Origin of the sequence: Methylibium sp., from assembly GCF_035762065.1 — a bacterium.
Classification (GTDB): domain Bacteria; phylum Pseudomonadota; class Gammaproteobacteria; order Burkholderiales; family Burkholderiaceae_C; genus Methylibium.
In genome coordinates this window covers 17,961-40,084 of the sequence record NZ_DASTPW010000038.1, presented here as the reverse complement: position 1 = coordinate 40,084, position 22,124 = coordinate 17,961, and the positions used below count along the sequence as shown (strand labels likewise).

Genomic DNA, 22,124 nt, shown 5'->3' with positions numbered 1-22,124 from the left:
CCGGCCACGCGGCGCGGCATCACCAGTGGGCCAGGTAGCCGCCGTCCACCGCCAGCGTCTGGCCGGTGACGTAGCTGGCCGCGGGTGAGCACAGGAACACGACGGCGCCCGCGATCTCGCCCGGCGCGCCCCAGCGGCCGAAGGAGGTGCGTTGTGCGAGCCAGGCGGCGTGCTCGGGCAGCGCCGCCATCGGGGCGTTGGCCTCGGTCGCGAAGTAGCCGGGCGCCAGCGCATTGACCGCGATGCCGCGCGGCCCGTACTCGGCGGCGAGCGCGCGGGTCAGCGCATCGAGGCCGCCCTTGCTCATCGTGTAGGCCGCGTCGCCGGGTCGGGCGATCGGGCCGGCGATCGACGCGATGTTGAGGATGCGCCCGCCCTCGGGCATCCGCCGGGCGGCGCCGCGGGCGAGGTCAAAAGGCGCGACGAGGTTGCTTTCGAGCAGGCCGCGCACCGCGTCGAGCGCGAACGCCTCGATCGGCCGCCGGTCGCGGGCGCCGACGTTGTTGACCAGGATGTCGATGCGCCCGGCCGTTGCGGCGATGCGCTCGAGCGCGTCTGCGCGGGCGGCTTCGTCGGTGATGTCGAAAGGCAGCGGCTCGACCTGCGCGCTCGGGCAGGCCGCGAGGATGCGGGCACGGGCGGCGGCCAGCGCCGCGCGGTCGCGGCCGTTGATCCAGACCGACGCGCCGGCTTCGGCGAGACCCTGCGCCGCTGCAAGGCCGAGGCCGCGGCTGGCTCCGGTGATCAGCGCCGCCTTGCCGCTCAGGTCGAAGCCCGCGAGTCGGTGTGCCGCGCCGCTCATGCCGTCGCCTTATCGAGCCACTCCAGGCGAGCTAGTGCTTGCTCACGATTGCTGCCGCACATCTCCACGCTCGGCTGCAGCGAGCCGCAGACGGCCGGCCGTTCGGGCCGGCCGAACAGCGTGCAGCGCAGCGCGTCATCGAGGTGACCGCAGCACAGGCCGGCAGGCTTGCCGTTCGGATGGGCCGGTGTCGGCGAGCTGATCGACGGCGCGATGCAGCAGGCGGCGCAGCCGGTGCGGCAGGCGAGGGGCTGGTCGGGCATCGGCGGATTCTCGATGCGGGGAGTGCAGCGAGGGAGCGGCTGCCTAAAATTGCGGCGGCGCGGCGATCTCCGTGCTCCCTTCTTCGCTCAAGCCGGCGTGCCCCGCGCCCCCGTCCACCATGCGTTTCCCCGAAAGCTTCGACGTCATCGTGATCGGCGGCGGCCACGCCGGCACCGAGGCGGCCTTGGCCGCGGCGCGGATGGGCTGCTCGACGCTGCTGCTGACGCACAGCCTCGAAACCCTGGGGCAGATGAGTTGCAACCCGTCGATCGGCGGCATCGGCAAGGGCCATCTGGTCAAGGAGATCGACGCGCTCGGTGGCGCGATGGCCGCCGCCACCGACGAAGCCGGCATCCAGTTCCGCATCCTCAACCGTTCCAAGGGGCCGGCGGTGCAGGCGACGCGGGCGCAGGCCGACCGGGTGCTGTACCGCGCGGCGATCCGGCGCCGGCTCGAGAACCAGGCGAAGCTGCGGCTGTTCCAGCAGGCGGTCGACGACGTGGTGGTCGAGGGCGGCCGGGCGGTCGGCGTCGTCACGCAGTCCGGCATCCGGTTCGACGGGCGCAGCGTCGTGCTGACCGCCGGAACGTTTCTCGACGGCAAGGTGCACATCGGGCTCGAAAGCCACGCGGCGGGGCGGGCGGGCGACCCGCCGGCGCTGCGGTTGTCGGCACGGCTGAAGGAGCTGAAGCTGCCGCAGGGGCGGCTGAAGACCGGCACGCCGCCGCGCATCGACGGCAGGACGATCGACTTCGCGCGTACGACGCGCCAGCCCGGCGACGGCATGCCCGCGAACGACGGCAGCCCGGCGGCCGAGCCGCTGCCGGTGTTCAGCTTCCTCAGCCGCGCCGAGCAACACCCCGAGCAGCGGCCGTGCTGGATCACGCACACCAGCGAGCGCACGCACGAGATCATTCGCAGCGGCTTCGCGCGCAGCCCGATGTTCACCGGCCGGATCGAAGGCACCGGGCCACGCTATTGCCCGAGCATCGAGGACAAGGTCAGCCGCTTCGCGGAGCGCGACGCGCACCAGGTCTTCCTCGAACCGGAGGGGCTGACGACGCACGAGTTCTATCCGAACGGGATCTCGACCTCGCTGCCCTTCGACGTGCAGATCGCCGCGGTGCGCTCGATCGCCGGCCTGGAGCAGGCGCACATCCTGCGGCCGGGCTACGCGATCGAGTACGACTACTTCGACCCGCGCGCCTTGACGCCAACGCTGGAGACGCGCTTGATCGGCGGGCTTTACTTCGCCGGGCAGATCAACGGCACGACCGGCTACGAGGAAGCGGCGGCGCAGGGCCTGCTCGCCGGCATCAACGCCGCTTGCCAGGTGCAGGGCCACGACGCCTGGGTGCCCGGGCGGCACCAGGCCTACCTCGGTGTGCTGGCCGATGATTTGGTGACGCAGGGCGTCACCGAGCCCTACCGGATGTTCACCAGCCGCGCGGAGTACCGGCTGCAGCTGCGCGAGGACAACGCCGATGCGCGGCTGACCGAGATCGGCCGCAACCTGGGGCTGGTCGACGACGCGCGCTGGGACGCCTATGCGCGCAAGCGCGATGCGGTCGAGCGCGAGTCGCAGCGGCTGCGTTCGAGCTGGGTCCATCCCGAAAGGGTGGGGCGGGACGCGGCCGAACGCTGCGTCGGCAAGGCGCTCGAGCGCGAGTACGCGCTCGGCGATTTGCTGCGACGGCCGGGCGTGAGCTTCGACCAAGTGCAGGCCTTGTTCGCGCTAGAGCAACCCGCGAAGGCAGTTTCACGTGAAACCTTGCGGGCCGAACTCGGCGTGGCCAGCGCCGACGAAGTGATCGCCCAGCTTGAAACGAGCTTCAAGTACGCCGGCTACATCGACCGTCAGCAGGAAGCCGTCGAGCGTGCGGCGCACTTCGAGACCATGCTGCTGCCGGCCGACCTCGACTACGCCGCAGTGCCGGCCCTCGGCCATGAAGTTCGCCAGAAGCTTGCCGCGCAAAGGCCGCAGACCCTGGGGCAGGCGGCGCGCATTTCCGGCGTGACACCGGCAGCCATCTCGCTGCTGCTGGTGCATCTGCGGCGGCGGCGAGGGCGAACGGCCACCGCCGCCGAAGTCGAATGACGGTACTTCGAGGCGGGTCGGCATGACCGACGACGAAGCGCTGGCGGAGCTGCGCGACGGCGCAGCCGCACTCGACGTGTCGCTGCAGCCGGCTCAGCTTGAGCAGCTCCTGGCTTATCTGAAGCTGATCGAGCGCTGGAGCGCCGTCTACAACCTGACCGCGGTGCGCGACAGGCCGGGAGTCGTCCGCCAGCACCTGCTCGACAGCCTGGCGATCGTCGCCCCGCTGCGCCGGCAAGCCACCGCGCCGCAAATCCTGGACGTGGGCAGCGGGGCCGGGCTGCCTGGGCTGGTGGTTGCCATCGCCGAGCCGCATTGGCCGGTGACGTGCATCGATGCTGTCGGCAAGAAAGTCGGCTTCATGCGGCAGGTGATCGTCGAACTGGGGCTCAAGTCGGCCGCCGCACTGCATGGGCGGGTCGAAACCGTCTCCCGCAGCAGCTGGACGGTCGTCGTCTCGCGCGCCTTCGCGTCGCTGGAAGACTTCACGCGGCTAAGCGCATCGGCGCTGGCGCCCGGCGGCTGTTGGGCTGCGATGAAGGCGCGGGGCATTGCCGACGAGGCCGCGCAGTTGTCGTCAGCTGTGGTGTTTCACGTGGAACCGCTGACGGTGCCGGGTCTGAATGCCGAGCGCAGCCTGGTCTGGATGCGCCCCCGAGAAAAAGCGACCACCAAGGACCCGGCGCGAAGCGCCTCGTAACATCCCGCCGCGCGCGGCAGGCCATGCGCAGTCCGGCTGCTGCGGCGGGCTGCGACACTCTCGCGCTCCCACCCCGCTGATCCCAACCGGCTGTTCGCGCCGGCGACGCGCCATGGCCCACATCTTCTGCATCGCGAACCAGAAAGGCGGCGTCGGCAAGACGACGACGACGGTCAATTTGGCCGCCGGCTTGGCGCGTGTCGGACAACGGGTGCTGGTTGTGGATCTGGACCCGCAGGGCAACGCGACGATGGGCTCGGGCATCGACAAGCGCCAGCTGCCGATGTCCGTCTACGAGGTGCTGCTCGAGTCCGCCTCGATCGCCGAGGCCCGCCAGCGCAGCGACAAGGCCGGCTATGACGTGCTGGGCGCGAACCGCGAGCTGGCCGGCGCGGAAGTCGAACTGGTCGGTCTGGAGCGCCGCAACCTCCGACTGAAGAAAGCGCTCGCCGAGGTGTCGGCCGACCACGACTTCGTGCTGATCGACTGTCCGCCGAGCCTGAGCCTGTTGACGCTCAACGGCCTGTGTTCGGCGCATGGCGTCGTCGTGCCGATGCAGTGCGAGTACTTCGCGCTCGAAGGGCTGTCGGACCTGGTCAACACGATCAAGCAGGTTCACGCCAACCTGAATCCCGAGCTCCAGATCATCGGCCTGCTGCGGGTGATGTTCGACCCGCGCATCACGCTGCAGCAGCAGGTGAGCGAACAGTTGAAGGCGCACTTCGGCGACAAGGTGTTCGACAGCGTGATCCCGCGCAACGTGCGGCTGGCCGAGGCGCCGAGCTACGGCTTGCCGGGCGTCGTGTTCGACCCGGCGTCGCGCGGCGCGCAAGCCTTCGTCGAATTTGCGCGCGAGATGGTCGCGCGCGTGGCAACCCTGAGGAAAGCGGCATGACGGGACTGAGCGAGGGTCGCAGGCGCGGCCGCATCGGGCTGGCGCTGTCGGCAGCGGCCGTGCTGGTCGCGGCTTGCGGTGGCGGCGGTGGTGGCGGCGGTGGCGATGCGCCGGCCGCGCCGGCGGGCGATCCGGTCGTCGCGCAGAAGTGCTCGCCGAACAACCCGTTCCGTGGCGACGCCGAAGGGCCGACCACCGCCGGCAGCCTTGCCGACGAGAAGCGCTGGCTGCGCTCCTATTTCGACCAGGCCTACCTCTGGTATGCCGAAGTGCCCGCGGTCGATGCGAGCGCGGCGGCCTACAGCGTCGACACCGGCGCGGGCTACTACCGCTCGATCGACAACTACTTCGAAGCCTTGAAGACGCCAGCGCTCGTGGCCGGCACGACTCGGCGCAAGGACCCGTTCAGCTTCACCTATCCGACGGCGCTCTGGAACCAACTGGCGCAGAACGGCGTGTCGGCCGGCTACGGTATCGAGTGGAGCCATGTGACGGCGAATCCCACGTGGTCGGGCTTGGCGATCGCCTACGTGGAGCCGGGTTCACCCGCGGCGTCGCTGGGGTTGAGGCGAGGAGACCGTCTGGTTTCGGTCGATGGCGTGCCGGCCGAAGGCGCGCCGTACGAGACGTTGCTGCGGCCTCTGTTTCCGTCCGTGTTAGGGGAAGCGCACAGCTTCGTCTTTCGACGCAGCGCAAGCACGCTGCCGCCGGCCAGCTTGACCTCAGCGGCAATCACCAAGACCCCGGTGCCGCTGAGCCGCACCTTCAATGTCGGTGGCCGCACCGTCGGCTACCTGGTCTTCAACGACCACATCGCGACTGCCGAGGCCCCGCTCGCCGCCGCGATCGACGGCTTCCGCGCGGCGGGCGCCACCGAACTCGTGCTCGACCTCCGCTACAACGGCGGCGGCTACCTGTACCTCGCGAGCCAGCTCGCCTACATGATCGCCGGCGCGACGCCGACCGCCGGCAAGCTCTTCGAGCGCCTGCAATACAACGACAAGCGCAGCGCCGAATCGAACGCGCCGGGTTCGTCGCTCGGCTTCTTCAACGTCTCCTGCAACCTGAACGCCAACCTTGCCTGCACGACGCAGAACCCGCTGCCGAGCCTCGGCTTCTCGCGGGTGACGGTGCTTGCGAGCGGCTCGACCTGCTCGGCCAGCGAGTCGATCGTCAACGGGCTGCGCGGCATCGACATCGATGTGCGCCTCGTCGGCAGCGCCACTTGCGGCAAGCCTTACGGCTTCACCGCGCGGGACAACTGCGGCGTCTCCTATTTCCCGATCGAGTTCCAGGGCGTCAACCAGAAGGGGCAGGGCGACTACGCCGGCGGCTTCGCGCCGAGCTGCACCGTGGCCGACGACCTCGATCACCCGCTCGGTGATCCGGCCGAAGGCCAGCTCGCCACCGCGCTGGCGCTGATCGACACCGGCGCCTGCCCGGTCGGCTCCGGCAAGCCGGCGAACCCGATCGCCAAGGCCGGCCGCCCCGAGCCGCTGCTGGCGCGCCACGTCACGCGCGAAAGCCGCATCGACCTGCCGTCGGTGCGTCCCGGCCCCGCGCGATGACCGAGCGGCCCGCCGCCCCCGCGCCAGCCACCGTGCTGCTGCTGCCCGGTTGGCAAAACTCGGGCGACACGCACTGGCAGACGCGCTGGGAGCAAGGCCACGGCTACCACCGCGTCGAACAGGCCGATTGGCTCTGGCCGCGCCGCGGCGACTGGATGGCGCGGCTCGACGAGGTGCTGCTCGAGCCGGGCCGTGAAAGCTGCTGGCTGGTGGCGCACAGCCTCGGCTGCCAGCTGGTCGCCGCTTGGGCGGCGCACAGCGGCCTGACCGCACGCGTGCGTGGCGCCTTGCTGGTCGCGCCGCCGGACATCGAACGCGCCGACATGCCGCCGCAGCTCGGCTCCTGGCGGCCGATCGTGCGCGCGCGGCTGCCGTTCGCGGCGACCGTGGTCGCGAGCAGCGACGATCCCTATGCCACGCCCGAGCGCGCGGCGATGATGGCTGCCGACTGGGACGCAAGCTTGTGCTCACTTGGCAACTGCGGTCACATCAATGGCGAAGCGCAGTTGGGCGACTGGGAGGAAGGTCACCGCCTGCTGCTCGCTCTCGCTGCCCAAGCCGGATCGGCCTGATCCGGTCTCACTTTCACCTGCTCATGGCGACCAAAAAACCCAAAGGCCTCGGCCTCGGCCTCGAAGCGCTGCTCGGCCCGAAGGCGCTCGACGCCGCGCCGGTGGCCGACGCCCCGACACGCCTCGTGCTCGACCGCCTGCAGCCCGGCAAGTACCAGCCGCGCACCCGCATGGACGAGGGCTCGCTCTACGAGCTGGCCGAAAGCATCAAAAGCCAGGGCGTGATGCAGCCGATCCTGGTGCGGCCGGTCGGCGCGCCGGGCGAAGGCCGCTACGAGATCGTCGCCGGCGAACGCCGCTTCCGGGCGGCCAGGCTCGCCGGCTTGAACGAGGTGCCGGTGCTGGTGAAGGACGTGCCCGACGAGTCGGCCGCGGTGATGGCGCTGATCGAGAACATGCAGCGCGAGGACCTGAACCCGCTCGAGGAGGCGCAGGGGCTCAAGCGTCTGGTCGACGAGTTCGCGCTGACCCACGAGGGCGCGGCCAAGGCGGTCGGCCGTTCGCGCAGTGCCGCGAGCAACCTGCTTCGCTTGCTGAACCTTGCCGAGCCGGTGCAGCAGATGCTGATGGCCGGCGATCTCGACATGGGCCATGCGCGTGCGCTGCTGTCGCTCGGCCGTGCCGAGCAGATCACGACGGCCCACGAGATCGTCGCGCGGCAACTGACGGTGCGCGATGCCGAGAAGATCGTTGGTCGCCAGGCCGCACCGGGCCGGCAGACGCCGCTGCTGCGTGCGGCGCGCGCGAAGTCGCGCGACCTGCAGCGCATCGAAGAAGAGCTGTCCGATGCGCTGGCCGCGAGCGTCGAAGTACGCGTCAAGCGACGCACCCGCCAGGGCGAGCAGGGCGAGGTCGCGATCGCCTTCGCCTCGCTCGACGAGCTTTCGGGGCTGCTCGAAAAACTGCGCGCGACCGTGCCACGCTGACACAGCGCACGCGACTCATCGCAAACCCCAGGCATCGAGCGCGCATGCGTGCGCGTTGATGCTGCATGCCCATTGCGCCGTCGGCTCGATCGAACTCGCGTTCGCGGAACCTCGCGCAAGCGGTGGTCCTCACAGCAACACGATCTTCAACGGCGTTCGGGGCATGCAATTTGCACGGGAGCCTTCGAAGTGCGGATGAACAGCATCACGGCAACAGGCAGGGAAATGGCGCGCTTTGTTGCCGATGCTCGATGCAAGGATGCATGATCGTTCGGACTCGAGCGATCCGAGAGTCCGATCCTCGAACCAAGCAGCGTGGCGCGGTCCTCACTCAGCGATCCTCGACCGACACCGCACGACGCCGCTCCTCATGAACCGGAGGAATTGATGGACGTGATCAGCAACTTTGCCGCGCGCTACGAGCGCAGCCGCGAAGAAGAGTTGAGCCTCGAGGACTACCTCGCGATCTGCAAGCGCGAGCCGCTCGCCTACGCGACGGCCGCCGAGCGCATGCTCAAGGCGATCGGCGAGCCGGAGCTGGTGGACACGCGCAACGACCCGCGGCTGTCGCGGCTGTTCGCCAACAAGATCATCAAGCGCTATCCCGCGTTCGCCGAGTTCTACGGCATGGAGGACGCGATCGAGCAGGTCGTCTCCTACTTCCGCCATGCGGCCCAAGGGCTGGAAGAGAAGAAGCAGATCCTCTACCTGCTCGGCCCCGTGGGCGGCGGCAAGAGCTCGATCGCCGAGCGGCTCAAGCAGCTGATGGAGCACGTGCCCTTCTACGCGATCAAGGGCTCGCCGGTGAACGAGTCGCCGCTCGGCTTGTTCGATGCCGCCGAAGACGGCCCGATCCTCGAAAAGGAATACGGCATCCCGCGTCGCTACCTGAATCGCGTGCTGTCGCCGTGGGCAGTGAAGCGGCTCGACGAATACGGCGGCGACATCCGCAAGTTCAAGGTGGTCAAACGGCTGCCGAGCATCCTCAAGCAGGTCGGCGTCGCCAAGACGGAGCCGGGCGACGAGAACAACCAGGACATCAGCTCGCTGGTCGGCAAGGTCGACATCCGCAAGCTCGAGACCTACGCGCAGGACGATCCCGACGCCTACAGCTACAGCGGCGGCCTGTGCCTCGCCAACCAGGGGCTGCTCGAGTTCGTCGAGATGTTCAAGGCGCCGATCAAGGTGCTGCACCCGCTGCTCACGGCCACGCAGGAAGGCAACTACAAGGGCACCGAAGGCTTCGGCGCGATTCCCTTCGATGGCGTCATCCTCGCGCACAGCAACGAGAGCGAGTGGAAGACCTTCCGCAACAACAAGAACAACGAAGCCTTCCTCGACCGCATCTACATCGTCAAGGTGCCGTACTGCCTGCGCATCAGCGACGAGATCAAGATCTACGACAAGCTGATCCACGGCTCGTCCTTGAGCCAGGCCAAGTGCGCGCCGGGCACGCTGAAGATGATGGCCCAGTTCGCGGTGCTGTCGCGGCTGAAGGAGCCGGAGAACTCGTCGCTGTTCTCGAAGGCGCTGGTCTACGACGGCGAGAGCCTCAAGGACACCGACCCGAAGGCCAAGAGCTACCAGGAGTACCGCGACTACGCCGGCGTCGACGAAGGCATGAGCGGCATCAGCACCCGCTTCGCGTTCAAGATCCTGTCGAAGGTCTTCAACTTCGACTCCACCGAAGTCGCGGCGAACCCGGTGCACCTGATGTACGTGCTTGAACAGCAGATCGAGCGCGAACAGTTCCCGGCCGAGACGGAGCAGAAATACCTCGCCTTCATCAAGGAGCACCTGTCGACCCGGTACGCGGAGTTCATCGGCAAGGAAATCCAGACCGCCTACCTGGAGAGCTACAGCGAGTACGGCCAGAACATCTTCGATCGCTACGTCACCTATGCCGACTACTGGATCCAGGACCAGGAGTACCGCGACACGGACACCGGCGAGGTCTTCGACCGTGCGGCGTTGAACGGCGAGCTCGAGAAGATCGAGAAGCCGGCCGGCATCGCGAACCCGAAGGACTTCCGCAACGAGATCGTCAACTTCGTGCTGCGCGCGCGCGCCAACAACGCCGGCAACAACCCGGCGTGGACCAGCTACGAAAAGCTGCGCACGGTGATCGAGAAGAAGATGTTCTCGAACACCGAGGAGCTGCTCCCGGTCATCAGCTTCAACGCGAAGGCGAGCGCCGACGAGGCGAAGAAGCACGAGGACTTCGTCAACCGCATGGTGCAGAAGGGCTACACGCCCAAGCAGGTGCGGCTGCTGTGCGAGTGGTACCTGCGCGTGCGCAAGAGCAGTTGATCGCGAGAGTTGCCGATGCCGCAGATCATCGATCGTCGCCTCGCCGGCAAAAATAAGTCGATCGGCAACCGCGAGCGTTTCCTGCGTCGCCACAAGACGCAGATCCGCGAGGCGGTGCGCAAGGCGGTGAGCGGCCGCGGCATCCGCGACATCGAGAAGGGCGAAGACATCACGCTGCCGAAGCGCGATGTCTCCGAGCCGGTGTTCGGCCACGGCCAGGGCGGCATGCGCGAGACGGTGCATCCGGGCAACAAGGAATACGTCAAGGGTGACCGCATCAAGCGGCCCGAAGGCGGCGGCGGGCAGGGCGGCGGCGGCCAGGCGAGTGATTCCGGCGAGGGGGACGACGACTTCGTCTTCCACCTCAGCAAGGAAGAGTTCATGCAGGTCTTCTTCGACGACCTCGCCCTGCCCAACCTGGTGAAGACGACGCTCGCCGAGACTCCCGAGTTCAAGACCCAGCGTGCCGGCTTCACCAGCGAAGGCACGCAGAACAACCTGCACGTCGTGCGCTCGATGCGCGGCGCGCTCGGCCGGCGCATCGCGCTCAGCGCCGACGAGCGGCGCGAGCTGCGGCACCTCGAGGCGCAGCTCGACATCCTGAAGCAGCGCGGCACCGACCCGGGCCACGAGCTGCGCGCGCATGAGATCAAGGAGATCGAGGCCCGCGTCGACATGCTGCGCGCGCGCATCGCCCGCGTGCCGTATCTCGACCCGATCGACCTGCGCTACCGCAGCCGCGTCAAGATTCCGGTGCCGACGACGCGCGCGGTGATGTTCTGCCTGATGGACGTATCGGGCTCGATGGACGAGGCGCGCAAGGATCTGAGCAAGCGCTTCTTCATCCTGCTGTACCTCTTCTTGACCCGGCACTACGAGAAGATCGACGTCGTCTTCATCCGCCACCACACGCAGGCGCAGGAGGTCGATGAGGAAGGCTTCTTCCATTCGACCGAGACGGGCGGCACGGTGGTGTCGAGCGCGCTGGTGCTGATGGAGGAAATCATCCGCCAGCGCTACCCGACCAGCGAATGGAACATCTACGGCGCGCAGGCGAGCGACGGCGACAACTGGCACCACGACAGCGGCCGATGCCGGGAGATCGTCGCCGAGCAGCTGCTGCCCCTGTGCCGCTACTTCGCCTACGTGCAGGTCGCCGAGCCCGAGCAGAACCTGTGGGAGGAGTACTCGCAGATCGCCGAGACGCACCCGCACTTCGCCATGCGCAAGGTGCTCGAGCCTTCGCAGATCTACCCGGTGTTCCGCGAGCTGTTCAAGAAGGAGACCGCCTGATGAGTCGCCGTCACGAACCGAAGCCGGCCGAGGTGGAGACGCACACCGGCGATCTCTTCCCGTCCACCGACCTGCCACTGCCGCCGGAGCGGCGCGCCGTCAGCGTGCCGCTGTCCGATGCGCCGAAAGCCGCCGTGCGGGAGCGGCTGCCGTCGACCAGCGACTGGAGCTTCGAGCTGATCGACCAGTACCACGCGGTGATCCGCGAGACGGCCAAGCGCTACGGCCTCGACACCTACCCGAACCAGCTCGAGATCATCACCGCCGAGCAGATGATGGACGCCTACGCCAGCGTGGGCATGCCTGTGAACTACCGCCACTGGAGCTACGGCAAGGAATTCATCGCGACCGAGAAGAACTACAAGCGCGGCCACATGGGCCTGGCCTACGAGATCGTCATCAACTCGAACCCCTGCATCAGCTACCTGATGGAGGAGAACTCGATGGCGATGCAGGCACTCGTGATCGCGCACGCGGCCTACGGCCACAACAGCTTCTTCAAGGGCAACTACCTGTTCCGCATGTGGACCGATGCGGGATCGATCATCGACTACCTCGTCTACGCGAAGAACTACGTCGCCGAATGCGAGCAGCGCCACGGGCTCGATGCGGTCGAGGACCTTCTCGACAGCTGCCACGCGCTGATGAACCACGGCGTCGACCGCTATCGGCGGCCGACCAAGCTCTCGCTCGCACAGGAGCTCGCGCGCCGCGAGGACCGCGAGGCCTATGCGCAGCAGCAGGTCAACGACATGTGGCGCACGCTGCCCAAGGCCAAGGGCAAGGCGGCCGAGCAGGACGATGCCAAGCGATTCCCCGAGGAGCCGCAGGAGAACCTGCTGTACTTCATCGAGAAGAACGCTCCGCTGCTCGAGCCTTGGCAGCGCGAGATCGTGCGCATCGTGCGCAAGGTCGCGCAGTACTTCTACCCGCAGCGCCAGACGCAGGTCATGAACGAAGGCTGGGCCACCTTCTGGCATCACAGGCTGCTCAACACGATGTACGACGACGGCCATCTCGGCGACGGGATGATGGTCGAGTGGCTCAAGTCGCACACCAACGTCGTCTACCAGCCGCCCGTCGGCCACCCTGCGTACAGCGGCATCAACCCGTATGCGCTGGGCTTCGCGATGTACACGGACTTGAAGCGCATCTGCGAAGCGCCCACCGACGAGGACCGTGCGTGGTTCCCGGAAATCGCCGGCGGAGAGTGGCTGCCGACCATCGACCACGCGATGCGCAACTTCAAGGACGAAAGCTTCGTCGGCCAGTACCTGAGCCCGAAGCTGATGCGCGACCTGCGCCTGTTCGCGGTGCGCGACGACGAACAGGAAAGCGAACTGGAGATCGCCGCGATCCACGACGACAGCGGCTACCGGCGGCTGCGCGAGAGCCTGTCGCACCAGTACGACCTCGGCTCGCGCGAGCCGAACATCCAGGTCTGGAACGTCAACCGCCGCGGCGACCGTTCGCTCGTGTTGCGCCACACCCAGCACAACGATCGCCCGTTGCACGAGACGACGACCGAGGTGCTCAAGCACGTCGCGCGCCTGTGGGGCTTCGACGTGCACATGGAAAGCGTCAACGCCGCCGGCAGCGTGACCAAGCGCTGGACGGCGCCCGGGCCGGTGCACCGCGACTAGCCGCGGTCGGCGCGCATCGCTGCGGCCCGCTTCGCGCGGGCCGCGCCGCCTCTACAGCGCGAAGATCTTCCCCGGGTTCATGATGTTGGCCGGATCGAGCGCGCGCTTGATCCCGCGCATCAGCGCCACCGCGCCGGCGCCCGCCTCGTCGATCAGGAAGCCCATCTTGTGCAGGCCGATGCCGTGCTCGCCGGTGCAGGTGCCTTCGAGCTGCAAGGCGCGCGCGACCAGCTTGCGGTTCAGCGACTCGGCGAGCTCGCGTTCCTCGGGCTTGGCCGGGTCGATCAGGTAGCCGATGTGGAAGTTGCCGTCGCCGACGTGGCCGACGAGGAAGTAGGGCAGGCCGCTCGCGTCCGCCTCGGCGACCGTCGCCTCGATGCACTCGGCGAGCTTGGAGATCGGCACGCAGGTGTCGGTGGTGACGCTGCGGCAGCCGGGCTTGGTCTGCAACGCCGAGAAATAGGCGTGATGGCGCGCGGTCCACAGCCTGGTGCGCGCCTCGGGCGTGGTCGCCCATTCGAAGCCTTCGCCGCCGTACTCCACGGCGATCTGTTGCACCGTCTCGGCCTGCTCCTTCACGCCCGCGACACTTCCGTGGAATTCCATCAGCAGCATCGGGGTCTCGCGCAGACCCAGCCTGTCGTGGGCGTTGACCGCACGCACGGTGTTCGCATCCAGCAGCTCGCAGCGCGCGATCGGCACGCCCAGCTGGATGGTCTGGATCGTGGTGCGCACCGCGGCGTCGATCGACGGGAAGTGGCAGATCGCCGCGCTCACCGATTCGGGCAGCGGGTAGAGCTTTAGGGTGATCTCGGTCATCACGCCCAGCGTGCCTTCGCTGCCGATGAACAGGCGCGTGAGGTCGTAGCCGGCGCTGCTCTTGCGCGCGTGCGTGCCGGTCGTGATCACGCGGCTGCCTTCCGCGGCATCGGGCACGACGACGGTCAGCGCCAGCACGTTCTCGCGCATCGTGCCGTAGCGCACCGCGTTCGTGCCGCTCGCCCGCGTCGCGCTCATGCCGCCGATGGAAGCGTCGGCGCCCGGGTCGATCGGGAAGAACAGGCCCTCGTGACGGATCGCCTCGTTCAGCTGCTTGCGCGTGACGCCGGCCTGCACGGTCGCGGTCAGGTCGTCGGCATCGACGCGCAGCACCCGGCTCATGCGCGACACGTCGATGCTGATGCCGCCCTGCACCGCGAGCAGATGCCCCTCGAGCGAGGAGCCGACGCCGAACGGAATCACCGGCACCGCATGCCGCTGCGCGAGCGCGACGACCGCGGCCACGTCCTCGGTGCTTTCGCAGAACACGACCGCGTCGGGCGGCGGTGCGTCAATCGGCGATTCGTCGCGGCCGTGCTGTTCGCGCACCGCCCGGGCGGTGGAGCAGCGTTCACCGAAGCGGTGCCTCAGCGCGTCGATCAGCTCCGGTGGCGCGGTGCGCGCGGCGGCGGCCACGAAGCTTTCGGTCGGAGCATTCATCGCGCGCCTCCTGCGGATCGGACAACGTCGCGATTCTAGGAAGCGGCTCCGCTAGCATCGCCCGATGGGCCATCGACTCACGCAGATCGCCACGCGCACCGGCGACGACGGCACGACCGGCCTCGGCGACGGCCAGCGCGTGCCGAAAGACCACCTGCGCGTGCAGGCGATGGGCGATGTCGACGAACTGAACTCGACGCTCGGCCTGCTGCTGTGCGAGCCGCTGCCCGAGGCGGTGCGCCGCTTGCTCGTCGCGATCCAGCACGAGCTGTTCAACCTCGGCGGCGAGCTCTCGATCCCCGGGTATGTGCTGCTGAAGGACGAGGCCGTGCTCGCGCTCGACGCGGCGCTCGCCGAGCACAACGCGGCCCTGCCGCGGCTCAAGGAATTCATCCTGCCGGCCGGGACGCGCAGCGCGGCCCTCGCGCACGTGGGCCGCACGGTCGCGCGAAGGGCCGAGCGTGCCGTCGTCGCCCTGCAGCATGCCGAGCCCGAGGGCGTGCGGCCCGCGGCGCGGCAGTACCTGAACCGCCTGTCGGACCTGCTGTTCGTGCTGGCGCGCGTGCTAAACCGCGCGAACCTCGACAGTCTCGGCGGCGACGACGTCTACTGGCAGAGCGAGCGCCTCAAGTCCGACGCGGACTGAGCCTCAACCGTCGACCACGGCGCCGTGCGCGAGCAGCAACTCGCGCAGGATCGATCGATGGCAGTGCGCCTCGTCCTCGCAATAGCAGCCGACCGAGAAGGCGCCGTGCTTCGACAGCGCGGCGAGCAGCGACAGCGCATGCGCGCTCTCGGGTGCCGTCATCTCGCTGCGGTACTTGCGCGCGAAGGCGGCCCACTGTGCGGGCGTCTCGGCCGCCTGCGCGAGCTTCACGGTCTCGGCGCTCGGCGCGAGCGTCGGGAACCACACGTCGTACCAGTCGCCGGACGCGAACGCCGTCTTCGGCACGCCGCGCGGCGGCCGCCGCACGGTGCCAATGCGCGTGCCTTCGCCCGGCGCCCGAGGGCTGCCGAGCCGCACAACGCGCACGCCCATCGCTTCAGCCCCGGCGCGCCTTGACGGCCGCGCTCAGCACCTCGAGCACCTGCAGCGAATCGTCCCAGCCGAGGCAGGCGTCGGTGATGCTCTGGCCGTAGGCGAGCGCGCCCGGGTCGTCCTTGCCGGCGGTGAACTTTTGCGCGCCGGCCTGCAGGTGGCTCTCGACCATCACGCCGAAGATCTGCCGGCTGGTCTCTTTCGGCCCGGCGATCTGGTCGGCGATGCTGCGCGCGACCTCCAGCTGCTTCTGATGCTGCTTGCTGCTGTTGGCATGCGAGCAATCGACCATCAGCGTCGGCGGCAGGCCCGCCTTGCTGAGGTCGGCGCAGGCCGCGGCGACGCTGGCCGCGTCGTAGTTCGGCGCCTTGCCGCCACGCAGGATCACGTGGCAGTCGCTGTTGCCGCGCGTCTCGACGATCGCGACTTGGCCGTTCTTGTGCACCGACAGGAAGTGGTGCGGCCGGCTCGCCGACTGGATCGCGTCGAAGGCGATTTTCAGGTTCCCGTCGGTGCCGTTCTTGAAGCCGATGGGTGCCGACAGCCCCGAGGCCAGCTCTCGATGCACCTGGCTCTCGGTGGTGCGCGCGCCGATCGCGCCCCAGGCGATCAGGTCCCCGATGTACTGCGGCGAGATCACGTCGAGGAACTCGCTCGCGGCGGGCAGGCCGAGGCGGCCGATTTCCAGCAGCAGCTGCCGCGCGATGCGCAGGCCCTCGTCGATGCGGAAGCTCTCGTCGAGGTAGGGGTCGTTGATCAGGCCCTTCCAGCCGACGGTGGTGCGCGGCTTCTCGAAATACACCCGCATCACGATCTCGAGCGTGTCGGCGTGCTTGTCGCGCTGCGCCTTGAGCTTCCTCGCGTAGTCGAGCGCCGCGGCCGGATCGTGGATCGAGCACGGCCCCATGATCACCAGCAGCCGGTCGTCGCGGCCGGCCATGATCTCGCGGATGCTGCGGCGGGTCATGCCGACCAGCTGCTCGACCGGCGTGCCGCGCACCGGAAAGAACCGGATCAGGTGCTCCGGCGGCGGCAGCGGCATCACGTCTTCGATGCGCTCGTCGTCGGTGTCGCTGGTCTTGTCGGCGCGCGGGGCCCAGACGTCGGGCGCTTGGGCGGAGAGGGCGTTCATCGAAGGGCTCCCTGTCGAAAGTGGTCGGACGAAAAAAAACCGCCGGGCTTCGGGCCCGGCGGTTGGTGGATTCGGCTGCGCCTCTTGCTATGCGCTGGCCTCTCCTCCGCCGGGGCGGTGCGAGAACCAGTAGAACGCAAAGAAATAGGCTGCCGAACGCATGGGCGCGAATGTAGTCGAGGCCTTCATCGCTTCACAAGCTCGATTTCGCGCGGTCTGTGGTGTCGCGGCCGCGCCGGCTTGCGTGGTTCAGGCGGTGCCGCCGACGGTCAGCCCGTCGATGCGCAGCGTCGGCTGGCCCACGCCGACCGGCACGCTCTGGCCTTCCTTGCCGCAGGTGCCCACGCCGGTGTCAAGCTCCATGTCGTTGCCGATCATGCTGACGCGCGTCAACGCATCGGGGCCGTTGCCGATGATCGTCGCGCCCTTCACCGGGTACTGGATGCGCCCGTTCTCGACCCAGAAGGCCTCGCTCGCCGAGAACACGAACTTGCCGCTGGTGATGTCGACCTGGCCGCCGCCGAAGTTCGTCGCGTACAGGCCCTTCTTCATCGAAGCGACGATCTCGTCCTTCGTTTTGCCGCCACTCAGCATGTAGGTGTTGGTCATGCGGGGCATCGGCACGTGTGCGTAGCTTTCGCGGCGGCCGTTGCCCGTGGGGGCGACCTTCATCAGCCGTGCGTTCATCGCGTCCTGGATGTAGCCCTTGAGGATGCCGTCCTCGATCAGCACGTTGCGCTGCGAGGCGTTGCCTTCGTCGTCGACGTTCAGCGAGCCGCGCCGGTCCGGCAGCGTGCCGTCGTCGAGCACCGTGACGCCCTTGGCCGCGACGCGCTCGCCGACGCGCCCGCTGAACGCCGACGAGCCCTTGCGGTTGAAGTCGCCTTCGAGGCCGTGACCGATCGCCTCGTGCAGCAGGATGCCCGGCCAGCCCGGACCCAGAACCACCGTCATCTCGCCGGCCGGCGCGGGCCGGCTTTCGAGGTTGGTCAACGCGGCGTTCACCGCCTGATCGACGTAGGCCGTGAGCTCCGCGTCCTGGAAGTAGCCGAGCCCGAAGCGCCCGCCGCCGCCGCCGCTGCCCACCTCGCGGCGCCCGTTCTGCTCGGCGATCACGGTGATCGAAAGGCGCACCAGCGGCCGCACGTCGGCCGCCAGCACGAAGTCCTTGCCCACCGCGCGAGCGACCAGCACCACGTCGTGTTCCGCGGCCAGGCTCGCCATCACCTGCACGATGCGCGGGTCGCGCCGGCGCGCCATCTGCTCGATGCGTTCGAGCAGCGCGACCTTGCTGGCGCTGTCGAGCGTGGCGATCGGATCCATCGGCGCATAGAGCGCGCGGCTCGCGGCCACGGTGCCGGCATCACGGCCGGCCAGCTTGACGCGGCGGCTCTGGCCGGCGGCGGCGATCGTGCGCACGGTGCGCGCGGCGTCGAGCAGCGAGGCCTCGGAGATGTCGTCGCTGTACGCGAAGGCGGTCTTCTCGCCGGCGACCGCGCGCACGCCCACGCCCTGATCGATGCCGAAGCTGCCGCTCTTGACGATGCCTTCCTCAAGGCTCCAGCCTTCGCTGCGCGTCGTCTGGAAATAGAGGTCGGCATCGTCGATGCGGTGCTCGGCGATCGTGCGCAGCGCGTTCGCGAGCTTCGCTTCGTCGAGGCCGAAGGGTTCGAGCAGCAGGCGGCTGGCGACCGCCAGACGCTCGACGGTGGGTTCGCGCGTGATCATCAGTCGATTCTAGGGAGCCGCCCCTCGCGGCGGCCACGGCGATCTCAATGACCGCGATCGATCGCGGGATCGTCCTGGGGCGCGCCGGTCCGGCGGGAGAGCGCCGTCGCGTAGACCGCGTTGCGCGGCGCGCCGGTCGCTTCGGCGGTGATCGCGACGGCCTGTTTCAGCGGCATCGCCTCGAGCAGCCGGTCCAGCAGTCGCTCGGCTGCGGCGGGGAGGCCGGCCTCGGCGGCGCGCTCGATGGCATGGAGCACGACGACGAACTCGCCGCGGCGCCGCTGCGCGTCGGCGGCGAGCCAGGCCGGCAGCATCGCCGCGGGCATCGTTTCGATCTGCTCGAACTGTTTGCTCAGCTCGCGGCACAGGCTCGCCGGTCGCTCGGGCATCGCTCGCGCCAGCGCCTCGGCCAGCGCCTCGATGCGATGCGGCGCCTCGAACAGCACCAGCGTCTGCGCGTCGCCGGCCAGCGTCGCGAGGAAGCTTGCGCGTTCGGCGGCTTTCGCGGGCGCGAAACCGACGAAGCGAAAGCCCGCGCCGCCGGCATCGCCTGCCGCGCTGAGCGCCGCGGCGACGCTGCTCGCGCCCGGCAGCGGCACGGCGCGATGCCCCGCCGCGCGCACGGCGGCCACCAGCCGCGCGCCCGGGTCGCTGACCGCAGGCGTGCCGGCATCGCTCGCGTAGGCGACGCGCTCGCCGGCCGCGAGCCGCGCGACCACGGCCGCGGCCGCCTCGGCTTCGTTGTGTTCATGCACCGCGACGAGCGGCTTGTCGATGCCGAAGTGCCGCAGCAGCCCGGCCGTCACCCGGGTGTCCTCGCAAGCCACCGCATCGACGAGGCCCAGCAGATGGATCGCGCGCAGGCTGAGGTCGGCGAGATTGCCGATCGGCGTCGCGACGACGTACAGCGCGCCTTGCGGATACTGCTGGGCGCCGGCAGCCTGCGCTGCCGCACTGCGGATCAGGGAGACGTCCATCGAAGAAGGCGGAAAAGCCGCAAGGCATGGTCGCACGACCAAGGCGCAGGGCGACGGCGCTGAGGCGCTCGCGCTCGCACACCTGCTGCGCGCCGGGCTCGTGCTGGTCGAGCGCAACTACCGCGTGGCGGCCGGCCCCAGCCGGCGCGCCGGCGAGATCGACCTGGTGATGCGCGATCGCGACGGCACGCTGGTCTTCGTCGAAGTGCGCGCGCGACGCTCGGCCTCGCACGGCGGTGCAGCCGGCTCGGTGTCGGCGTCCAAGCAGCGGCGCATCGTCTATGCCGCGCAGCACTATCTGTTGCGCTGGCCCGCTGCGCCGGCCTGCCGCTTCGACGTGGTCGCGATCGACGGCGAGCGCCTCGCGTGGCTGCGTGCGGCCTTCGACGCGGCTTGACACCGCTTCGACGCGGGCAGGCGGAACCTCGCGCCCCCTGGTCGCTCCGAGGCCCTGACCTATGATTCCCGCCATGCTTGAACAACGAATCCAGCGGCATTTCTTCGACAGTGCCGACCTGAAGAATCAATGCGCGGAGGCCTTGAGCAAGCCGATCGCCGACGCGGTGCAGGCGGTGCTCGGCTGCATCACCGCAGGCGGCAAGGTGCTCGCCTGCGGCAACGGCGGCTCGGCCAGCGACGCGCAGCATTTCGCCGCCGAGTTCGTCGGCCGCTTCGAGCGCGAGCGGCCCGGGCTGGCGGCGATCGCGCTGAACACCGACACCTCGATCCTCACCGCGATCGCCAACGACTACGAGTTCAACGCGGTCTACGCGAAGCAGGTGCAGGCGCTCGGCCACCCGGGCGACGTGCTGCTCGCGATCACCACCAGCGGCAATTCGGCCAACGTTCTGGCCGCCGTCGATGCCGCGCACGACAAGGACATGACGGTCATCGCGCTCACCGGCCGCGGCGGCGGCAAGCTCGGCCAGCGTCTGAGCGAGACCGACGTGCACATCAGCGTGCCGCACGAACGCACCGCGCGTGTCCAGGAAGTGCACATCCTCGCCATCCACTGCATCTGCGACGCGGTCGATGTGCAATTGCTCGGCGAACAGGAGACCGAATGAACCGCAGCGAATCCGAGGGCTCGACCCGCCGCATCGCCCGGCCCGTGGTGCTGGCCGGCTTGCTCGCCTTCGCCGGTGCGCTCACCGCCTGCGCACCGCTGCTCATCGGCGGCGCGGCGCTCGGCGGCGCGGTGGTCGCGAGCGACCGCCGCACGACCGGCGCACAGGTGGACGACCAGTCGATCGAGTTCAAGTCCGGCTCGCGCATCAAGGAAGCGATCGGCGGCCTCGGCCACGTCAACGTCACCAGCTTCAATCGCACGGTGCTGCTCACCGGCCAGGTCGCGAGCGAGTCCGACAAGGCCGCGGCCGAGGCTGCGGTGTCGAAGATCGAGAACGTCAAGGCGGTCGTCAACGAACTGACGGTCGGTCCGAACTCGAGCTTCGGCGAGCGTTCGAGCGACGCGCTGATCGCCACCCGGCTGCGCGCGAGCTACATCGACGCGCGCGACACCTTCTCGTCGGCCTACAAGATCGTGGTGGAGCGCGGCACCGTCTTCCTGATGGGCCGCGTCACCGAGCGCGAAGCGATCCGCGGGACCGAGATCGCCCGCGGCGTCGCCAACGTGAACAAGGTGGTGAAGGTCTTCGAGATCATCACCGAGGCCGAACTCGCGCAGGCGCAGACCTCGGTCAAGGATCAGCCGAAGTCGGCCCCGGCGTCGGGCAGGTAGCTCAGCGCAGCCGTGTGATGAGGCTCGAGGTGTCGAGCCGGCTGCCGCCGGCGGCCTGCACGTCGGCATAGAACTGGTCGACGAGGGCCGTCACCGGCAGCCGCGCACCGTGGCGGCCGGCCTCGTCGAGGCACAGCCCGAGGTCCTTGCGCATCCAGTCGACCGCGAAGCCGAAGTCGAACTTGCCGTCGATCATCGTCGGGCCACGGTTGTCCATCTGCCAACTCTGCGCTGCGCCCTTGCCGATCACGCCGAGCACGGCCCTCATGTCGAGGCCGGCCTTCTGGCCGAAGGCGATGGCCTCGGCGAGGCCTTGCACGAGCCCGGCGATCGCGATCTGGTTGACCATCTTCGCGAGCTGGCCGCTGCCGGCCGGGCCGAGCAGCGTCACCGCCTTCGCGAAGGCCATCGCGACTGGCTGGATCGCCGTGAAGTGTTCGGCCTCGCCGCCGCACATCACGGTGAGCTGGCCGTTGATCGCGCCGAGGTTGCCGCCGGAGACCGGCGCGTCGACGAACCCGATCCCGCGGTCCTGCGCCGCCGCCGCCAGCTCGCGCGCGATGTCGGCCGACGCGGTCGTGTGATCGACGAACACCGCGCCCGGCTTCATGCCGCCGAAGGCGCCGCTCTCGCCAAGCGTGACCGCCCGCAGGTCGTCGTCGTTGCCGACGCAGGCGAACACGACGTCGGCCTCGGCGGCGGCCTGCATCGGCGTCGGTGCATGCGCGCCGCCGTACTCCTTCGCCCAGGCTTCAGCCTTGGCCGCGGTGCGGTTGTAGACCGTCACTGCATGGCCAGCGCGCGCCAGGTGGCCGGCCATGGGATGGCCCATGACGCCCAGGCCGAGGAAGGCGACGCGGCGCGATGGCACGCTTTCGTAGGTTTTGCCGCTCATCGTGAACGTCTCAAGTTTTTGCGTTGGCGAGCAGCCGCCGCAGATCCGGCTTTGCCGGTCTG

General features: G+C 69.0%; 21 protein-coding genes. 13 read left to right on the top strand and 8 right to left on the bottom strand.

Translation table 11 applies throughout. The features are described 5' to 3' along the window. Positions 1–19: 19 nt before the first annotated feature. Entirely contained in the window at positions 20–802 is a 783-nt protein-coding gene (locus tag VFR90_RS10245; RefSeq protein ID WP_326406028.1) for an SDR family oxidoreductase, read from the bottom strand. Beyond that, positions 799–1,065, bottom strand: coding sequence for a YkgJ family cysteine cluster protein (locus VFR90_RS10240; protein WP_326406027.1), 267 nt, complete (start codon positions 1,063–1,065; stop codon positions 799–801). Before VFR90_RS10240 ends, VFR90_RS10245 begins: the two co-directional genes overlap by 4 nt. Positions 1,066–1,184: 119 nt before the next feature. Here VFR90_RS10240 and mnmG point away from each other — a divergent pair, with 119 nt between their 5' ends. The 9 genes from mnmG (at position 1,185) to VFR90_RS10195 (ending at position 13,071) form a co-directional block, all read left to right on the top strand. After that, the gene (gene mnmG, locus VFR90_RS10235; protein WP_326406026.1) at positions 1,185–3,164 is read left to right on the top strand and encodes a tRNA uridine-5-carboxymethylaminomethyl(34) synthesis enzyme MnmG; all 1,980 of its coding nucleotides are present in this window, start codon (positions 1,185–1,187) and stop codon (positions 3,162–3,164) included. A 22-nt stretch (positions 3,165–3,186) separates the two neighbouring features. After that, positions 3,187–3,864, top strand: coding sequence for a 16S rRNA (guanine(527)-N(7))-methyltransferase RsmG (gene rsmG / locus VFR90_RS10230; protein ID WP_326406025.1), 678 nt, complete (start codon positions 3,187–3,189; stop codon positions 3,862–3,864). 112 nt (positions 3,865–3,976) lie between these two features. After that, complete coding sequence (locus VFR90_RS10225) at positions 3,977–4,759, top strand: ParA family protein (RefSeq protein ID WP_326406024.1); 783 nt, start codon at positions 3,977–3,979, stop codon at positions 4,757–4,759. Then, entirely contained in the window at positions 4,756–6,327 is a 1,572-nt protein-coding gene (locus VFR90_RS10220) for a S41 family peptidase (RefSeq protein WP_326406023.1), read from the top strand. The genes VFR90_RS10225 and VFR90_RS10220 overlap by 4 nt, the downstream gene beginning before the upstream one ends. Beyond that, complete coding sequence (locus tag VFR90_RS10215) at positions 6,324–6,899, top strand: RBBP9/YdeN family alpha/beta hydrolase (RefSeq protein WP_326406022.1); 576 nt, start codon at positions 6,324–6,326, stop codon at positions 6,897–6,899. The genes VFR90_RS10220 and VFR90_RS10215 overlap by 4 nt, the downstream gene beginning before the upstream one ends. Positions 6,900–6,922: 23 nt before the next feature. Next, a complete protein-coding gene (locus tag VFR90_RS10210; protein WP_326406021.1) occupies positions 6,923–7,825 on the top strand; it encodes a ParB/RepB/Spo0J family partition protein in 903 nt (300 codons plus the stop codon). Positions 7,826–8,212: 387 nt separating this feature from the next. Continuing rightward, on the top strand, positions 8,213–10,135 hold the full coding sequence (locus tag VFR90_RS10205) for a PrkA family serine protein kinase (RefSeq protein WP_326406020.1): 1,923 nt from the start codon (positions 8,213–8,215) through the stop codon (positions 10,133–10,135). 15 nt (positions 10,136–10,150) lie between these two features. Further along, positions 10,151–11,428, top strand: coding sequence for a YeaH/YhbH family protein (locus VFR90_RS10200; RefSeq protein ID WP_326406019.1), 1,278 nt, complete (start codon positions 10,151–10,153; stop codon positions 11,426–11,428). Further along, positions 11,428–13,071, top strand: coding sequence for a SpoVR family protein (locus VFR90_RS10195; protein WP_326406018.1), 1,644 nt, complete (start codon positions 11,428–11,430; stop codon positions 13,069–13,071). Before VFR90_RS10200 ends, VFR90_RS10195 begins: the two co-directional genes overlap by 1 nt. A 51-nt stretch (positions 13,072–13,122) precedes the next feature. Here the strand turns inward: VFR90_RS10195 and VFR90_RS10190 are convergent, their stop codons facing one another. After that, positions 13,123–14,550 carry an FAD-binding oxidoreductase gene (locus tag VFR90_RS10190; protein ID WP_326406017.1) on the bottom strand — a complete coding sequence of 476 codons (1,428 nt, stop codon included), beginning with the start codon at positions 14,548–14,550 and terminating at the stop codon, positions 13,123–13,125. A 64-nt stretch (positions 14,551–14,614) separates the two neighbouring features. On the opposite strand from VFR90_RS10190, the gene VFR90_RS10185 reads away from it, so the two are divergent. Beyond that, positions 14,615–15,196: a cob(I)yrinic acid a,c-diamide adenosyltransferase gene (locus VFR90_RS10185; protein WP_326406016.1), complete on the top strand. Its 582-nt coding sequence runs from the start codon at positions 14,615–14,617 to the stop codon at positions 15,194–15,196. Between the two features lie 3 nt (positions 15,197–15,199). Here the strand turns inward: VFR90_RS10185 and VFR90_RS10180 are convergent, their stop codons facing one another. The 4 genes from VFR90_RS10180 to rsmI form a co-directional block, all read right to left on the bottom strand. Next, complete coding sequence (locus VFR90_RS10180; protein ID WP_326406015.1) at positions 15,200–15,589, bottom strand: DUF488 domain-containing protein; 390 nt, start codon at positions 15,587–15,589, stop codon at positions 15,200–15,202. 4 nt (positions 15,590–15,593) lie between these two features. Beyond that, entirely contained in the window at positions 15,594–16,721 is a 1,128-nt protein-coding gene (locus VFR90_RS10175; RefSeq protein WP_326406014.1) for a 3-deoxy-7-phosphoheptulonate synthase, read from the bottom strand. Between the two features lie 249 nt (positions 16,722–16,970). Continuing rightward, positions 16,971–18,449, bottom strand: coding sequence for a metalloprotease TldD (gene tldD / locus VFR90_RS10170; protein WP_326406013.1), 1,479 nt, complete (start codon positions 18,447–18,449; stop codon positions 16,971–16,973). A 44-nt stretch (positions 18,450–18,493) separates the two neighbouring features. Then, entirely contained in the window at positions 18,494–19,426 is a 933-nt protein-coding gene (rsmI, locus tag VFR90_RS10165) for a 16S rRNA (cytidine(1402)-2'-O)-methyltransferase (protein ID WP_326406012.1), read from the bottom strand. Between rsmI and VFR90_RS10160 the strand changes: the two genes are divergently transcribed. The 3 genes from VFR90_RS10160 to VFR90_RS10150 all read left to right on the top strand — a co-directional run bounded on the left by VFR90_RS10160 (position 19,404) and on the right by VFR90_RS10150 (position 21,167). Then, entirely contained in the window at positions 19,404–19,823 is a 420-nt protein-coding gene (locus VFR90_RS10160) for a YraN family protein (RefSeq protein ID WP_414676523.1), read from the top strand. The two genes, rsmI and VFR90_RS10160, sit on opposite strands and share 23 nt — an antisense overlap. Before the next feature lie 73 nt (positions 19,824–19,896). Next, on the top strand, positions 19,897–20,493 hold the full coding sequence (locus VFR90_RS10155) for a phosphoheptose isomerase (RefSeq protein ID WP_326406011.1): 597 nt from the start codon (positions 19,897–19,899) through the stop codon (positions 20,491–20,493). Continuing rightward, on the top strand, positions 20,490–21,167 hold the full coding sequence (locus VFR90_RS10150) for a BON domain-containing protein (RefSeq protein WP_326406010.1): 678 nt from the start codon (positions 20,490–20,492) through the stop codon (positions 21,165–21,167). The genes VFR90_RS10155 and VFR90_RS10150 overlap by 4 nt, the downstream gene beginning before the upstream one ends. Before the next feature lies 1 nt (position 21,168). On the opposite strand, the gene VFR90_RS10145 is transcribed toward VFR90_RS10150, so the two are convergent. Then, the gene (locus tag VFR90_RS10145) at positions 21,169–22,062 is read right to left on the bottom strand and encodes an NAD(P)-dependent oxidoreductase (protein WP_326406009.1); all 894 of its coding nucleotides are present in this window, start codon (positions 22,060–22,062) and stop codon (positions 21,169–21,171) included. Positions 22,063–22,124 lie beyond the last annotated feature (62 nt).

What these genes read in the sequence shown, in the direction of transcription:
- VFR90_RS10245 (WP_326406028.1), bottom strand. Translation starts at nt 802, where the DNA reads ATGAGCGGCGCGGCACACCGACTCGCGGGCTTCGACCTGAGCGGCAAG.
- VFR90_RS10240 (WP_326406027.1), bottom strand. Translation starts at nt 1,065, where the DNA reads ATGCCCGACCAGCCCCTCGCCTGCCGCACCGGCTGCGCCGCCTGCTGC.
- mnmG (WP_326406026.1), top strand. Translation starts at nt 1,185, where the DNA reads ATGCGTTTCCCCGAAAGCTTCGACGTCATCGTGATCGGCGGCGGCCAC.
- rsmG (WP_326406025.1), top strand. Translation starts at nt 3,187, where the DNA reads ATGACCGACGACGAAGCGCTGGCGGAGCTGCGCGACGGCGCAGCCGCA.
- VFR90_RS10225 (WP_326406024.1), top strand. Translation starts at nt 3,977, where the DNA reads ATGGCCCACATCTTCTGCATCGCGAACCAGAAAGGCGGCGTCGGCAAG.
- VFR90_RS10220 (WP_326406023.1), top strand. Translation starts at nt 4,756, where the DNA reads ATGACGGGACTGAGCGAGGGTCGCAGGCGCGGCCGCATCGGGCTGGCG.
- VFR90_RS10215 (WP_326406022.1), top strand. Translation starts at nt 6,324, where the DNA reads ATGACCGAGCGGCCCGCCGCCCCCGCGCCAGCCACCGTGCTGCTGCTG.
- VFR90_RS10210 (WP_326406021.1), top strand. Translation starts at nt 6,923, where the DNA reads ATGGCGACCAAAAAACCCAAAGGCCTCGGCCTCGGCCTCGAAGCGCTG.
- VFR90_RS10205 (WP_326406020.1), top strand. Translation starts at nt 8,213, where the DNA reads ATGGACGTGATCAGCAACTTTGCCGCGCGCTACGAGCGCAGCCGCGAA.
- VFR90_RS10200 (WP_326406019.1), top strand. Translation starts at nt 10,151, where the DNA reads ATGCCGCAGATCATCGATCGTCGCCTCGCCGGCAAAAATAAGTCGATC.
- VFR90_RS10195 (WP_326406018.1), top strand. Translation starts at nt 11,428, where the DNA reads ATGAGTCGCCGTCACGAACCGAAGCCGGCCGAGGTGGAGACGCACACC.
- VFR90_RS10190 (WP_326406017.1), bottom strand. Translation starts at nt 14,550, where the DNA reads ATGAATGCTCCGACCGAAAGCTTCGTGGCCGCCGCCGCGCGCACCGCG.
- VFR90_RS10185 (WP_326406016.1), top strand. Translation starts at nt 14,615, where the DNA reads ATGGGCCATCGACTCACGCAGATCGCCACGCGCACCGGCGACGACGGC.
- VFR90_RS10180 (WP_326406015.1), bottom strand. Translation starts at nt 15,589, where the DNA reads ATGGGCGTGCGCGTTGTGCGGCTCGGCAGCCCTCGGGCGCCGGGCGAA.
- VFR90_RS10175 (WP_326406014.1), bottom strand. Translation starts at nt 16,721, where the DNA reads ATGAACGCCCTCTCCGCCCAAGCGCCCGACGTCTGGGCCCCGCGCGCC.
- tldD (WP_326406013.1), bottom strand. Translation starts at nt 18,449, where the DNA reads ATGATCACGCGCGAACCCACCGTCGAGCGTCTGGCGGTCGCCAGCCGC.
- rsmI (WP_326406012.1), bottom strand. Translation starts at nt 19,426, where the DNA reads ATGGACGTCTCCCTGATCCGCAGTGCGGCAGCGCAGGCTGCCGGCGCC.
- VFR90_RS10155 (WP_326406011.1), top strand. Translation starts at nt 19,897, where the DNA reads ATGCTTGAACAACGAATCCAGCGGCATTTCTTCGACAGTGCCGACCTG.
- VFR90_RS10150 (WP_326406010.1), top strand. Translation starts at nt 20,490, where the DNA reads ATGAACCGCAGCGAATCCGAGGGCTCGACCCGCCGCATCGCCCGGCCC.
- VFR90_RS10145 (WP_326406009.1), bottom strand. Translation starts at nt 22,062, where the DNA reads ATGAGCGGCAAAACCTACGAAAGCGTGCCATCGCGCCGCGTCGCCTTC.